The 12,693-nt window shown below is 55.5% G+C and carries 15 protein-coding genes and 2 pseudogenes; 14 read left to right on the top strand and 3 right to left on the bottom strand.

Annotation, left to right across the window (positions count from 1 at the left end; all coding sequences use genetic code 11):
* From JMJ04_RS45025 to JMJ04_RS44995, 7 genes are all read left to right on the top strand, one after another.
* Positions 1-226 (top strand): helix-turn-helix domain-containing protein (locus JMJ04_RS45025; RefSeq protein ID WP_236039171.1); only part of this gene is annotated, 226 nt, incomplete at its 5' end.
* 471 nt (positions 227-697) lie between these two features.
* Entirely contained in the window at positions 698-1,015 is a 318-nt protein-coding gene (locus JMJ04_RS45020; protein ID WP_201376863.1) for a DDE-type integrase/transposase/recombinase, read from the top strand.
* Between the two features lie 401 nt (positions 1,016-1,416).
* Positions 1,417-1,857 carry a hypothetical protein gene (locus tag JMJ04_RS45015; RefSeq protein ID WP_201376862.1) on the top strand — a complete coding sequence of 147 codons (441 nt, stop codon included), beginning with the start codon at positions 1,417-1,419 and terminating at the stop codon, positions 1,855-1,857.
* 496 nt (positions 1,858-2,353) lie between these two features.
* Positions 2,354-2,626 (top strand): TniB family NTP-binding protein, encoded by a 273-nt coding sequence (locus JMJ04_RS48365; protein WP_201376861.1) that lies wholly within the window; start codon positions 2,354-2,356, stop codon positions 2,624-2,626.
* Complete coding sequence (locus tag JMJ04_RS48360; protein WP_201376860.1) at positions 2,565-3,041, top strand: TniB family NTP-binding protein; 477 nt, start codon at positions 2,565-2,567, stop codon at positions 3,039-3,041. Before JMJ04_RS48365 ends, JMJ04_RS48360 begins: the two co-directional genes overlap by 62 nt.
* Positions 3,042-3,289: 248 nt before the next feature.
* On the top strand, positions 3,290-3,496 hold the full coding sequence (locus tag JMJ04_RS45000; protein ID WP_201376859.1) for a hypothetical protein: 207 nt from the start codon (positions 3,290-3,292) through the stop codon (positions 3,494-3,496).
* Positions 3,497-3,500: 4 nt separating this feature from the next.
* A complete protein-coding gene (locus tag JMJ04_RS44995) occupies positions 3,501-4,451 on the top strand; it encodes a TniQ family protein (protein ID WP_201376858.1) in 951 nt (316 codons plus the stop codon).
* A gap of 964 nt (positions 4,452-5,415) precedes the next feature.
* On the opposite strand, the gene JMJ04_RS44990 is transcribed toward JMJ04_RS44995, so the two are convergent.
* Positions 5,416-6,654: an IS110 family RNA-guided transposase gene (locus JMJ04_RS44990; protein WP_201371172.1), complete on the bottom strand. Its 1,239-nt coding sequence runs from the start codon at positions 6,652-6,654 to the stop codon at positions 5,416-5,418.
* Positions 6,655-7,045: 391 nt separating this feature from the next.
* Here JMJ04_RS44990 and JMJ04_RS49385 point away from each other — a divergent pair.
* The 3 genes and pseudogenes from JMJ04_RS49385 (at position 7,046) to JMJ04_RS44980 (ending at position 9,270) form a co-directional block, all read left to right on the top strand.
* Positions 7,046-7,920: pseudogene (locus JMJ04_RS49385) on the top strand (sigma-70 family RNA polymerase sigma factor).
* 234 nt (positions 7,921-8,154) lie between these two features.
* Positions 8,155-8,313 (top strand): annotated as a pseudogene (locus JMJ04_RS49550) (putative immunity protein); the annotation flags it as partial.
* A gap of 381 nt (positions 8,314-8,694) precedes the next feature.
* On the top strand, positions 8,695-9,270 hold the full coding sequence (locus JMJ04_RS44980; RefSeq protein ID WP_201376857.1) for a hypothetical protein: 576 nt from the start codon (positions 8,695-8,697) through the stop codon (positions 9,268-9,270).
* An 88-nt stretch (positions 9,271-9,358) separates the two neighbouring features.
* Here the strand turns inward: JMJ04_RS44980 and JMJ04_RS44975 are convergent, their stop codons facing one another.
* Together JMJ04_RS44975 and JMJ04_RS44970 are read right to left on the bottom strand one after the other, a co-directional pair.
* A complete protein-coding gene (locus JMJ04_RS44975) occupies positions 9,359-9,550 on the bottom strand; it encodes a hypothetical protein (protein WP_201376856.1) in 192 nt (63 codons plus the stop codon).
* A gap of 425 nt (positions 9,551-9,975) precedes the next feature.
* A complete protein-coding gene (locus JMJ04_RS44970) occupies positions 9,976-10,182 on the bottom strand; it encodes a hypothetical protein (RefSeq protein ID WP_201376855.1) in 207 nt (68 codons plus the stop codon).
* Between the two features lie 236 nt (positions 10,183-10,418).
* On the opposite strand from JMJ04_RS44970, the gene JMJ04_RS44965 reads away from it, so the two are divergent.
* The 4 genes from JMJ04_RS44965 to JMJ04_RS44950 all read left to right on the top strand — a co-directional run bounded on the left by JMJ04_RS44965 (position 10,419) and on the right by JMJ04_RS44950 (position 12,565).
* Positions 10,419-10,607 (top strand): hypothetical protein, encoded by a 189-nt coding sequence (locus JMJ04_RS44965; RefSeq protein WP_201376854.1) that lies wholly within the window; start codon positions 10,419-10,421, stop codon positions 10,605-10,607.
* Complete coding sequence (locus tag JMJ04_RS44960) at positions 10,564-10,788, top strand: response regulator transcription factor (protein WP_201376853.1); 225 nt, start codon at positions 10,564-10,566, stop codon at positions 10,786-10,788. The genes JMJ04_RS44965 and JMJ04_RS44960 overlap by 44 nt, the downstream gene beginning before the upstream one ends.
* A gap of 545 nt (positions 10,789-11,333) precedes the next feature.
* A complete protein-coding gene (locus tag JMJ04_RS44955; protein ID WP_201376852.1) occupies positions 11,334-12,230 on the top strand; it encodes a GAF domain-containing protein in 897 nt (298 codons plus the stop codon).
* Between the two features lie 29 nt (positions 12,231-12,259).
* Positions 12,260-12,565, top strand: coding sequence for a sensor histidine kinase (locus JMJ04_RS44950; protein ID WP_201376851.1), 306 nt, complete (start codon positions 12,260-12,262; stop codon positions 12,563-12,565).
* Positions 12,566-12,693: the final 128 nt, after the last annotated feature.

Genomic DNA, 12,693 nt, shown 5'->3' with positions numbered 1-12,693 from the left:
CTTCAATCCGGCCAGTGCTCCACACACGCCTCAGCCACTTGAGCCTGAGGAACATCAAACCATGCTTGCATCATCCCCTCACCTTGCTCCCTTCTTTGACATCACCCCTCGTACGGTTTCGCGTTGGATTCGTCGCTACCAAGAGAGTCACGAAGACATTCGTAAGCCTGGTCCCTTCCTATCATCAACGTGGTCCTCGCCACCACCGCTTCAGTCCTCTTCTTGAACATTTCTTGCAAGAAGCCATCAAAGAAACATATCTGACCAACGTTCGCGCTCCAGTGACGCATGTGATCACAGCCTTTAAGAAACGCATCATTCTTGAGAATGCGACACGACCTGCGGAAGAACATCTTCTTGCTCCTGGCAACATGACGATCTACCGCTACATTCAGCGGCTTGACGCCTTGGACGTTGACACGGCTCGATTGGGGAAAGCGCATGCCCAGCGCAAGCACCATCAGACCCAACTCGGTCCTCTCCACACCCGGCCCAATCAGCGAGCAGAACTCGACTTCGCGCGCCTCGACCTTCTCGTTGTTGATCCCAATGATCGCCTCCCTATCGGACGGCCAACCATCGCAGCTATCCGCGATAAGTACACCGGCTACCCTCTTGGGGTCTTATCAGTTTCGACCCACCCTCGTATCGTGTGGCCATGGAGTGCATGCTCTATGCCTTTTTGCCAAAAGAGCATGTGCAAACACAGTTTCACACCCAACATGCCTACCTGGCCTTTGGCATTCCAGAAGTGCTCGTCGTCGATAATGGCATGGAACTTGATCGAGATTTAGAGCTCGCGTGCTTGCAGTTGGGCATTGAACTCCAACACATGCCAGTACGCAAACCCTGGTTTAAAGGCAGTATTGAACGGTGGTTTCGCACGCTCAATACCGATCTCATTCACGTCACGCCTGGCACCACCTTCTCTCACTTTCTCGAACGCGGTGACTATCAATCTCAGCACCATGCCTGTATCACGCTCGACAAACTCTGGGAACTGCTTCATCTCTGATTGTCGATGTCTATACGCAAGAGGTTCACCGCGGGGTGGGAGGCCATCCCCGTGGAAAGGAATACCCGCCAGGCTCTGGGAGCAAGCGCTTGAAGAACACTTTGTTCCACGTCTTCCCCCAGCCGCAATGACTTACTGGTCCTGGTCAGCAGAACCGCCACACGCACCATTCATCACTATGGCATCGAATTTGAACAGCTACGCTATCAGGACCCAAGCTGGCCGCACTTCGCAGCAAGCTTGCACGTGCCAAAACATATCGGTCAACGCACAGCGCCATCGCTCGCCATCGGGAAGACGAGATCAAAGAAGGCATCGTCCACATCAAATACTATCCAGGAGACCTCTCACGCATCTGGGTCCTTGATCCTTTTTCCAACCGCTACCTCGAAGTGGAAGCCGTGGACAAAGACTATACCCAACAGCTCTCCTTATGGAAACATCGTGTCATCAAACGCTATGTTCAGGAGGAACTCAAGCGCCAGGTCAATCAGCAGGCTCTTGTGCTCGCCAAAGCGCGCTTGCAGCAATGTATTACGGATGAGATACGTCTGACACGCAAGCTTCGCACCCGCCAGAGCATGACACGCTGGTGGAATGAACAAGTGACGACATGGATCAATGCATCAACGCATGCGGCTGCCGAGACGTTCATCAACACTCCAGTGGACACATCGCAAGACGGAAACAGAGAGGTCACAGAAGAACATGCACCGCTGGAATCTTCTCTTGAAGCCGAGGCAATGGACCCACATTACCACTCAACCACCACAACACTCGCCGTGTTGCCGATCTCTCTGCCCTCTCGGGGACATACAGGAGCAGGTCTTCCTCCAGCCTGACCAAAATGGACAAACCCCATTCGAGCCATTCCCGCCTCTTTCGTTCGAAGAGTGTACCCCTTTCGACAAGAAACAGCGTCCACCGCGCAAGTCGACCACAGCCCCAAGACACAGGAGAGCGAGACAGGGCCAATCATCGGCCACCGCCCAGGAACCAGAGAACATATCCCCCCCTTACACACAGGTCAGCAGGAACACACAAGTGAACTCCCATTGACTTCCATAACAGAACTCACAACCACCATTACTGAACGGCAACAATCCTTTGGAATTGCCGTTCGTTCCACACACTGGCGCTCGTAACCGCGCCAAGGAGACGAAGAAACCATGACACAGGATCCTTCACCCACACCGCATGGCAAACTCTCAGTGATGCTGAACGTTACGCCATCATTGATCACATCCTCATCATGCATAAAGGATTTACCGCCCTGCTTGCAGAACTCGACTACTGCAATCGCTTCACCCAAAGCAGCTCCACACATAATCACCCTGCTTGGCCATTCTTGGCGAGACTGGAGCTGGCAAAACCACCCTGGTCCAGGAATGGTTAGCACGCAACAACAATACGCGCAGCGAAACACCGCAAGGGAGTATCATCCCCTATCTCTACGTCTCCGTTCCCGCTAAGGCCAGTATTAAAGGCACCGCTGCGGCGTTTCTCTCCACCCTGGAGATCCCAACCGGGACGTGGCACCCAATGGAATATGGTCACTCGCCTGCACATGCTGCTCAAAAGCTGCCAGGTACGCATGATCTTCGTCGATGAGTTCCAGCACATTCTCGACCGAGACACCCTCCGCGTCCTCAACGCCGTCACGGATTTCCTCAAAGATATTATCAATCAGAGCAACATCCCGATGATTCTTATCGGGCAAAAAGGGGAAGCAGAACCTATCCTTCAGACCAATCCACAACTCAGCCGACGCGTCGGGACACCTCGCTATATGACCCCGTTTCCCTGGGACCGCTCCCAATCCAAAACCACCGCCGAATTCCGCACGCTTATGGAAAGCATTGATCTCGAACTCCCCCTTGATCCTTCAGGTTGGGAAGCCTGGACATGGCCTATCGCTTTCACTATGCCACCAATGGATATCTCGGCTGGATTATGCATCTGGTTCGCCATGCCGCGCACCTCGCTATCTCCCAGGGCTGCTCCACCCTCAATCGCATCTTATTAGAGCATGCTTATAACGCCTGCATTGCTGGCACCGTGATGGGCGAGAAAAAAATGAACCCTTTTTCGGTCAAGCGTTTTACCTAAATGCCCAGGCTTTCCGGCCACAAACGCGCCATCTGCGCTCACGACGCCGAGATGGCGCACACCCTGTCACGGACAGTCCGCTCATAGGCTCACACGTGCGCGAGAAAAACAGGAGAGACACGTTCACATGCACACCACCACACACACAGCATCGCACCACTGCCAGTGCGCGTTCCTCCACAACCCTGGGAAGACCTGCATTCCTTCCTCACCCGTACCGCCAAACAGATGCACTACGAACGCGTGAATCAGGTCATTCAACCTGAGATGAGTCATTTCCGCATTGCCTCTTCTCAGGTGTCTCTGCTCGCTGAGCGAGCTGACTATCGGTTCCTTTCAGATCTTCTTCTTCTCAGTGAGGAAGCGCTCTAACCAGATGACCTTACATCGGTTCTCGGCCCCATTTAAGCACCTCGAATACTTTCCCGTCATCAAAGTTCCTTCTTGGCGCTCCGGCCTCACTGAGTATCTCAAACCGAAAATAGCCCTCCACCACGATCCTATTGAGCGACCGCGGCTTCAACGAGATCTTCACCGCACCTTTTTTCTTCCCAACCAGACCACACAAATCTGCCCTCTCTGCCTCCAGGAGGAGGTCGCCTATGACCGCCTGTACTGGAAAGCCAGATACCTGCTGACCTGTCACAAGCATAGGCTGCTGCTCCTGCGACATTGCCCACACTGCTCCAGGCGCATTCCCTCACAACGGCTTGATCCAACCTCCTGTCCCTATTGCCGACACTCCTATGCTTCCACAGTAACGCTGCGCATCGCACCAGAAGCCATGGGGTTGGTCTCTGGGGATCAGTTGACCCTCCGTGCTCTTGGCGTTCTTCCTCCTCTTGACCATCCATCTATTCCTTTGGAGCTCAATGATCCACGCACCCTCTTACCACCGCAGCAGTATATTGCGCTTCTGCGCGCCTTTTGTATCAGCCTCCATCGTCTCCAACCCGCTGACGTTCAATCGTTGCTGCCCAACGCGTTCACCGCCTTCCTTCACACCAACCAGCTGTTCCAACGTCCCTATCCAGACGCGGTCCCCCACTCCAAGTCGCCATCACGCACTGGATCTTTAGCGCCTGGCCCGACCATTTCCTCGCCTTTCTCGATGTCCTCGCATGTTGGTCTCGGAAAACAAAAAAAAAAGCATGCCTTTGACAACTTCCCCCACCACTTCCTCCTTGGCGACCTCGCCAAAGACGCCCTCGCCATCGTCTCCCACGCCTACCAGCAGTATCAACCAACCTATTCGTTGCAAACCCTTGAGCACCGCATCCAAGAACACCTCGACGCCTGCAATACCGCCTCCTCCTCTTCCCCATAACACCTCAATATGCCTAATGACTATAGGATAAACTGGCAGCTGATGACCCAGCAGAGAGCGCAGTCCAGGAACCTCAAGGACACTATTTCTGGGATTCCCCACAAAACTCCTCTCCTGCACAGACGCCAAGTAGGATCCCACCAATCGTGTCTTTCTTCCCACAATTCCTGTCTTTGGACCCATCTCCCATCGCACTTATCGCGCGCAAAGAAGCCTATCAGCCGACTCCGCCATCACCAAGCCAGGAACACGCTGGAGGGTAAAGACATGTTTTGTGGGAATTCTGTAGGAAAATGACACATGTTGTGGGAAGCAAAGACAGGATTTGTGGGATTTTTCATATGAGGCGAGCTGAGGCAAAGACACTAATTATGAGATCCTACAGCCCGCCGCATCGATTTCGGCGCGCTTGTCAGGCTTGACTTTGGTATGGGAAATCGCTACTTTCATGGAACAGGTCCTTTCACTTTTCCACGAGGGAAAGTGGTGCTTTTCCGCTGGCGGTGCACACAACCCCCAAGGTGCATCTTGATGGTGATGAGATTGCCCAGTCAGCGCGGTCAAGAGGAGTGGGACTCCCTCTCACCTTGGCTGGGTTTCCCTCGTCATCCTCCCGACGTATGACACGCAAAGATTGTGACCGGTTTCTTCCCTGATTCCTCTGAAAGAGCTGGAGAAAGAGACAAAAACACCCCCTGTGGGTCAAGTGACCCAAGAGAACCTCATCCGCAAGCTCGTATGCTGGAAGCAGGATTAAGCGATCTGAGTAGGGGTCAGCGTCACCTGATATCCCAACCGTTCAAGCTGCCTGGTTGCCCGTCGCTCAGCATGCTTGCGATCTAATTCCGAAAAGTAGTTTGCTCCTCTTCCTCTGAAAGAGCTGGAGAAAGAGACAAAAACACCCCCCTGTGGGTCAAGTGACCCAAGAGAACCTCATCCGCAAGCTCGTATGCTGGAAGCAGGATTAAGCGATCTGAGTAGGGGTCAGCGTCACCTGATATCCCAACCGTTCAAGCTGCCTGGTTGCCCGTCGCTCAGCATGCTTGCGATCTAATTCCGAAAAGTAGTTTGCTCCTCTTTCCTGATAGGGCTCACCAGTCGTGAGCATGTGATAGTAGATCACCAGAATGCTGTGAGCCACCGCCACGACAGCACGTTTGTTGCCACGACGAGCAGCAATCTGATGATACTGTGCCGAGAGATAGCTGTGCTTGGTTCGAGCGGCGGCATTGGCGGCTTGAACCAGCATCGCTTTAATCCAGCGATTGCCTTTGCGAATGCGTCCACTTTTGCGTTTGCCTCCACTCTCGTTATTGCCAGGACAAATGCCCACCCAGGAGGCGAGGTGAGCGGCATCCGGAAAAGGAGACACATCCGAGCCTATCTCAGCCAGGAGAACTTCGATGATTCGACGGCTACATCCAGGAATAGCATCGAGCCGCTGAATCAACGCCTCCTGAGGGCGCAAGCGCTCCTCAATCTCCCTGTCCAGGCGCGAAATTCCCCGATCATGTCGCTCGATCAGGGAGAGCAGTTCCTGCAAGAGGAGGCGGTGATGGTCCCTCAGGCGTCCACGCAGCGCTTGTGCCAGCGCGTCACGTTTGCTCATCGCACGTCCCAGAGCCAGATCTGCTAACACGGCTGGATCTTCCTCTCCGCGAAGGAGAGCCGAGAGAATCTGCTGTCCTGATTTCCCCATGATATCCGTCAACACGGACGAGAGCTTCAGATTGGTATCTTCCAGCGTTTTGTGGAGCCGATTCACCAGCCGGGTTCGCTCGGCGATCAGAGTTGTGCGCAGACGGGTCAGATCACGAAGCTCTCGTTGTTGGGGTGACGGGATAAAGCTGGGTTTGAGGAGCCCAAACTGCAAGAGTTCGGCGATCCACTCCGCATCCTTTTTATCGGTTTTGCGACCTGGAACGCGTTTGAGATGTTCGGCATTGACAATCATGACCTGCTCAAAGTGCCCTTCCATGAGGTTGAAAGGGGACTTCCAATACACCCCGGTTGACTCCATCGCGATGGCCTGGCACCGCGCTGTTTTCAGCCAGTCAACGCACGAGAGTAATTCACTCGTCATCGTCGAAAAGCGCCGCAGCTCTTTGTGTTGCTGTCCTTTCTCATCGACAGCGAGCAAACATGCCACCAGAAATTGTTTGTGGACATCAATCCCGCAACAGCTTCGATACAGGACTTCCATCAGGGTTCCTCCTTCTGATACGCTGTGGTCAATGGTTAGCGATCAGCGACCAGGAAGTACCCGGCCTGTGAGGTTAGATTCCTCTACGTGCTTCTGGAAAAGAGCGACAACTGGCGGTGCAAACGGGTACCTGGAGACAGCTTCGGGCTCACGCTCATGTTCATAACTGGGCGTCCGTTCTCACCTGGCCGCGATCTCTCCAGTATATCCTCTTTCATCCCTGGTGGTGTCCCGGCACGGGGCATGCTGCTTCGGGCAAACTCGTGTGCGATTGGAAGGAAACATCCTGCTCTCTTGCGAGCTCCGCGCCAAGACGGGCTGGCAGCCTGTCACATCAGCCCGGTTTCCTTCGTCGGTGGTATGACGAATGGAGAAAGAAGGAAGAGAAGGAATGGATGAACAAGACTGGCTGGTGAAGCGCTTCGAGGCAGAACGTCCCCAACTGCAGGCGATGGCCTATCGGATGCTGGGTTCCCTTCCCGAGGCGCAGGATGCCGTTCAGGAGTCCTGGCTGCGTCTGGTCCGCACGGACCCAAGCACCGTCTCAAACCCGGGCGCATGGCTGAGCAGGCGGTCACGCGGATCTGCCTGGATATGCTGCGCGCGCGGAAATCGCGGGGAGAAGAGTCCCTGGAAGCGTCCTTTGCTGGGTCCATCACGAGAGAGCCTGGCAGAAGCGACCCCGAGGAAGAAGCCGAACTGGTCGATGCGGTGGGTCTAGCGCTGCTGGTGGTGCTCGATCAGCTGACTCCTGCCGAGCGCCTCGCCTATGTGCTGCACGACATCTTCGCCGTGCCCTTCGACGAGATCGCGCCTCTCGTGGAGCGCTCAGAGGGCGCAGCCAGGCAGCTCGCCAGCCGCGCCCGCCGCCGGGTGCGGGGAAGAGCCCATATTCAGGATGCGGACCTGTCCGCCAGCCGAGAAGTGGTGGAAGCCTTCCTCATCGCCGCGCGTGTCGGGAACTTTGACGCGCTGCTCGCCGTGCTCGATCCAGAGGTGGTGCTCCGGCGCGATCCCATGTCCGTGCCTGCGGGCGGAGCAGGAGAGCTTCATGGTGCAGCGGCTGTGGCGAACCAGTTTGTGGGACGTGCCCAGGCAACACAGACTGCGCTGGTGAATGGCTCCGTGGGAGTCGTGGTGGCCCCGTACGGGCGGCTGATCGGCGTCTTTGATGTCTCGATCAGGGGAGGCAAGATCATCGCGATCACCACGATTACCGATCCTGCACGCCTGCGCCAGGTGCTCCTTGCGGTCCTCGACGACTGACGAACCGCCGCCCGTTAAACGCCGTGCTCCCACAGTTCGAGTCGTGCCCGTGCTCACACGACTCGAACTGTGGGAGCACGGCGAGCCGCATGCTCGCGTGATGCGTCGCACCATCGGTCGGAGCCTGCGGAAAAACAGGGCGAGCCGATGAGATAAAAACGAGGGAGACCCATTCTTTCTACGACAGATGGCGAATTGGTATCAGCTATCTGGATCGATTCCAGGGATAGGCATCAGGCTGCGCGTGCAGCCGCTCCTGAAGGCGAGGGTGAGAGCTCCGGGCGGCTCGAGTGCCGATGGCAACGCGACCAGCTCCCTGATGCGATCCGCGAGCTGGTCCTGGATGATCAGCGGTTGCGCAACGACATCTGCTGGTCGGTGTTCGACTGCTGATCAACTTTCAACCTGACCACACACCATCTGCCTCACGCTCCCTTCACACCTGGAGCACCATTCCGTTGCCCAGCGCTCTCGTAGAAAGGAAACGTTCGCACCCACCACATAGCGCACTGGCCACTCCCTCCTCCTCATGGTTCTCTTTTTTATCATTCGGAGCCTTTTGGCCCGCTGTCATTTCGCAGATAAAATTGGCTGTTTCTCAGATAATTTTATCCGCGAAATGACAGCGGGCCTGGGAGTGGCAGTGTTCGTCATTGAGGGAATTGAAGTGCAGCGCCGGATCTGCTCCTCTCTTTACCCACTTTCAAAGGGTTGTGATTGCAAGTGAGGGTATAGCGAAGAGAGAGGAAGTAGTAGCGAGTTGGAGGTAGCGCCATGACCCTCTGGTCACCCTGGAAGAAACTGCCGATCACGCTCCCAGATCAGAACCCGCAGGCGCAAGCTGTTGGATATGCTTGGGCTCTCTATAAGTACGCTGAACTTTATCTCGATCAGATTTTGGAGCGTATGCCTGTCCAAGTGAGGTCCCAAGCTCGCCTATTACAGTACCCCCTGGCCCGCATGTTTCGCTCCACCCACCAACGGGGGAGGTTCACGGGACAAGACGAGCTCGCATTTGGGAGAGGAGCAGCCTGCACGTTTGTTCGGTGCCCCTATATCCAGACGAACAATCTGGACTTGTTTCAGGACCAGTACAGTCAAGGATTCGTCGAGGGCTACCGCTTTTGCTTCTTTGCCTGTGCGACAGGGCTGCTAGAACTGCTCTATGTGCTCCCTATGCGGTATTGGTGGGCTCTGGCTATCCACTTTGCCTGGGAGCGCATGGCACCGGGCGAAGTTCCATTGCTTGGGACCGCGAGCATGCCTATGGATGAACTATTAGAGCAAGCGTTGAAGATACTCAGGTACCTCTACCAGTGCTACCTCCAAGTATCCGAGGGCAGACAGTGACTGTTTGCCTTTGTGTTCTCCTGTGAAGAGGCCTGAAACGAACAGCGGCTGGCTTGCTCGGAGTAAGCAGGCCAGCCCCTTGTGAGTGTTACAGGAGCGTCGGCTGAAGCCGCTCCTGTGCGGCGAATTTTTCTTGCCTGCGCCACCACGTATTCATCTCGCGGACGAGGGTCTTCTCTGAGATGGAGACGTCGGGGTTGGCGGCCAGATACTCCCGCGCCAGCGGGACGTACCTGCGCTCGATCTCTCGCAGACTCAGCGGTTCCTTTTTCTCGCCCACCTAGCGCGAGCAGAAGGCCCTTCACCCGCTCAGACACGCTCCAGTTCCTTCTCCACCAACAGACACACAAACGGAGAAGATACCACTTTGCCACAAAGCGTATCTTCTCCCGATCTCTCAAAACAGGCTCACTCTTCCTACACCACCATGCGTACCTCTCTCAGAAACACGCTTCCATCTCTCCTCGCTACACTCTCTCTGGAAAACAGACAGGAGAAATTGCTCCCTCGGGTTGATTCTCCCTTTGCTCGCTTCGTGTACAATCTCAAGGGAAGCATCCAGACCTCCACAACCTGACGACATGGCGAGCCTGGGAGCGCCTGGTCACGTACTCCCCAGGTTCGGGGCCCAGTTGTTGCGGGCAGTCTTCAGCCACAGAGACGCAACCAGCACCAGTGGCTCAAGCATCATTCTCCTGTTGGGCATCAAGCTGCTGCTCCTCTGATGCTAGCCAGGACGACCCGATTCCCTCTGATCTCTACACGCAGATGAAGTTGGGTGAGAGAAACGTGGCTACCGGTTGGCAAAGAGAGGCGCGAAGAGAGCATCAAGACACGCCACCATGAATGGACGCTCGCATCCTCTTCCACCATGGCATCACGTCGACTCGCATGCTCATCAAGCTCTTCCATACATTTCCGCGCGTTTCTCTCGTGGATTGCACATTGCGGCATTTCATGATACAGTGAAGAGAGAAAGAGGCATTCGCACGACGCACGAATGCCTGCCCCAGGCGTCAAAGGAAGCAGGCGCCATTTTCCAAGGGGACAGATATAGACCCGCAAACAGACACGGGGCTGACGAGAGAGGCAGAAGCATTCTCTCGTCAGCCCCGTACCAGACACGGCTGATCAGGCCAGCACTGATCATGTCGAGCATCCCTTTTGCCCTTTCCCCGGATCCGCACCTTGCCCCCAAAAGCACCAGAGAACACAGCAAGCGTTCTGCCCCTGTCCAGGCATCAGCCATCCTGCACGTCAACCAGCAGACCTCTACCGCCTTCAGTGGCTACTATGCCAATGGCCAACCCACCACCATCAATGGGCAGAACTCCTAAGCACCGCTCGCTCGCGCGTGGGGCCTCGAACCAGGACATCGCGGATGCATTGGTGGTCGCAACCAGCACTGTGAAGCATCATGCCAGTAATATCCTCAGTAAACTTGAAGCCACCAATCGCACCCAGGTGATAGCCCGTGCGCGGGCTCTTGGCCTCCTTTCTTCAGCCCCTCTTGACTGAGGGCGTGCTTGCCAGAGACAGGTCTATCAGGCAGATCTAACTCGAATATATTCAACTGACCAGAGAAATCGAGTTGCGCACTAGAACTTTGGTGCCGGGTTCCATTTGTCACCTCTCTCCTTCCAATAGCTCTTTGGACCCATGACGTCCTCTCTACTCTTCCTGTATACTTTGAGAGCCAGAGGGCACCTACGAGAAAAACGCTGGGGAGACGCGATGGATGCTCCTTTTCCTGAAGAAAGTAGAAGCATGCTTGATAAGGGATGCGGGAGGTGAAAGGGGAACACCACGGATGTCGTTACGAACCGAAAAAAGCGGGCAGAAAGCGATGGAAGAAGAGCATGGCAACGGGTGAGTACGGCGACTATGAGCCGCGCCATCCGTGACGTGGGCTGGACACGAAAAAGAGTATACTTCTTGGTATCAGTAAAAGACAAGAGCACGAACGCTGCATTGCCGAAAGGAGACCATCATGTCTGGGGACACCACCCAGCACCAAAATGGTCATTTAGAGAGGAGAGGGCTAAGAGGAAGGGAGGAGCACTATGTTATCGGAACACGTCTCGAAACACGAATCGCTGTTAAGCACCTTGCAATGGTTGCTCGAACTGCCCGCAACCTCGGTGGGTAACACGCTCCATCAAAGCGCCCAACTGGTCGCCGCCGTTCTGCATGCCGAAAAAGTGGATACGTTTCTCTACGATCCGACCACCGAAAGCCTCGTGGCTTACGGAACGAGCCAGACCCCAATGGGAGCCAAACAGCAAGCGCTTGGCTTAGATCGCCTCCCTCTCGCTCTTGGAGGGCGGGCCGTTGAAGTGTACCAGACAGGCCAGCCATATTGGAGTGGACAAGTCCAACGTGATCCTGCCGAACTCCCTGGGATGAAAGAGGATTTGGGAATCAAGTCAGAGATCCTGGTTCCTTTGTCAGCCGATGGCACCCTGCGAGGGGTGGTGCTGGTCTCTTCGAGCGCGGAGCAGCACTTTACCGAAGAGGACCTACACTTTCTGGAAGCAGTCACGCACTGGATCGGTGTGGTCATGCATCGAGCCGAACTGGTCGAACAACAAACGCACGAAGCGATGGTCCAGGCGCACCGACTGGCAGCCGAAGAAATCCTGACCGTGATGGCCCACGATTTGGGGAATATGCTCACCCCGATCAAAGGGCGGTTGGATCTGCTGGAACGACGAGCACGGCGAGAAGGACAGGTGGCCTACGAGCGAGAACTGCTGATCATCAAACAGTGCGTCGTACGGGTAAGGCGCTTGATGACCGATCTGCTGGATGTGGCCCGGTTTAGACAAGGACTCTTCACCTTAGATGTCCAAGCGTTCGATCTGGTGGAGATGCTCTCTGACATGGTCTCCATCTGGAGCACTCCAGAACACGCGATCCAGCTGCATGCTCCAGATCATCTCTCGTCACAGCAGATCTGAGCCGGATACAACAGGTGCTGGAAAATCTCTTGTCCAACGCGACCACCCATGCAGCGGGGAGGACAGCAGTCCGCGTCACGGTAAAAGAGGAGCAGCATGATGCGGGACCGTGGGTGATCGTCACCGTCAGCAATCAGGGACCTCCCATTCCAAGAGAATTGCTCGCCACCCTCTTTCTACCATTTGCCAAAGGAGAGCGGTCGCTAGGGATGGGCTTGGGGCTCTATTTAGCGGAGCGCATTGCTCATGCCCATCGTGGGAGCCTCACCGTGCAAACAGAGGTAGGGCCAACCACCCACTTTGTGTTGTCTTGGCCCCGAAAAGCTGACTCCTGATCTCGGTTTTGAGCCGAGCCCTTTCTGCTGTTGGAGAGGGCAATTTTGGTCTGTTATGAGGTGGCCTCCTCACACAAGCTTTTCTTTTTCTTCCCACCAAAGCCGCCCCTGAAAGGGCCCGGGGCAGA

Source organism: Ktedonobacter robiniae (assembly GCF_016587375.1).
GTDB lineage: Bacteria > Chloroflexota > Ktedonobacteria > Ktedonobacterales > Ktedonobacteraceae > Ktedonobacter > Ktedonobacter robiniae.
This window is presented reverse-complemented; position numbering and strand designations above follow the sequence as displayed.

What these genes read in the sequence shown, in the direction of transcription:
- JMJ04_RS48360 (WP_201376860.1), top strand. Translation starts at nt 2,565, where the DNA reads ATGGTCACTCGCCTGCACATGCTGCTCAAAAGCTGCCAGGTACGCATG.
- JMJ04_RS44995 (WP_201376858.1), top strand. Translation starts at nt 3,501, where the DNA reads ATGACCTTACATCGGTTCTCGGCCCCATTTAAGCACCTCGAATACTTT.
- JMJ04_RS44990 (WP_201371172.1), bottom strand. Translation starts at nt 6,654, where the DNA reads ATGGAAGTCCTGTATCGAAGCTGTTGCGGGATTGATGTCCACAAACAA.
- JMJ04_RS44980 (WP_201376857.1), top strand. Translation starts at nt 8,695, where the DNA reads ATGACCCTCTGGTCACCCTGGAAGAAACTGCCGATCACGCTCCCAGAT.
- JMJ04_RS44970 (WP_201376855.1), bottom strand. Translation starts at nt 10,182, where the DNA reads ATGGAAGAGCTTGATGAGCATGCGAGTCGACGTGATGCCATGGTGGAA.
- JMJ04_RS44965 (WP_201376854.1), top strand. Translation starts at nt 10,419, where the DNA reads ATGTCGAGCATCCCTTTTGCCCTTTCCCCGGATCCGCACCTTGCCCCC.
- JMJ04_RS44960 (WP_201376853.1), top strand. Translation starts at nt 10,564, where the DNA reads ATGCCAATGGCCAACCCACCACCATCAATGGGCAGAACTCCTAAGCAC.
- JMJ04_RS44955 (WP_201376852.1), top strand. Translation starts at nt 11,334, where the DNA reads ATGTTATCGGAACACGTCTCGAAACACGAATCGCTGTTAAGCACCTTG.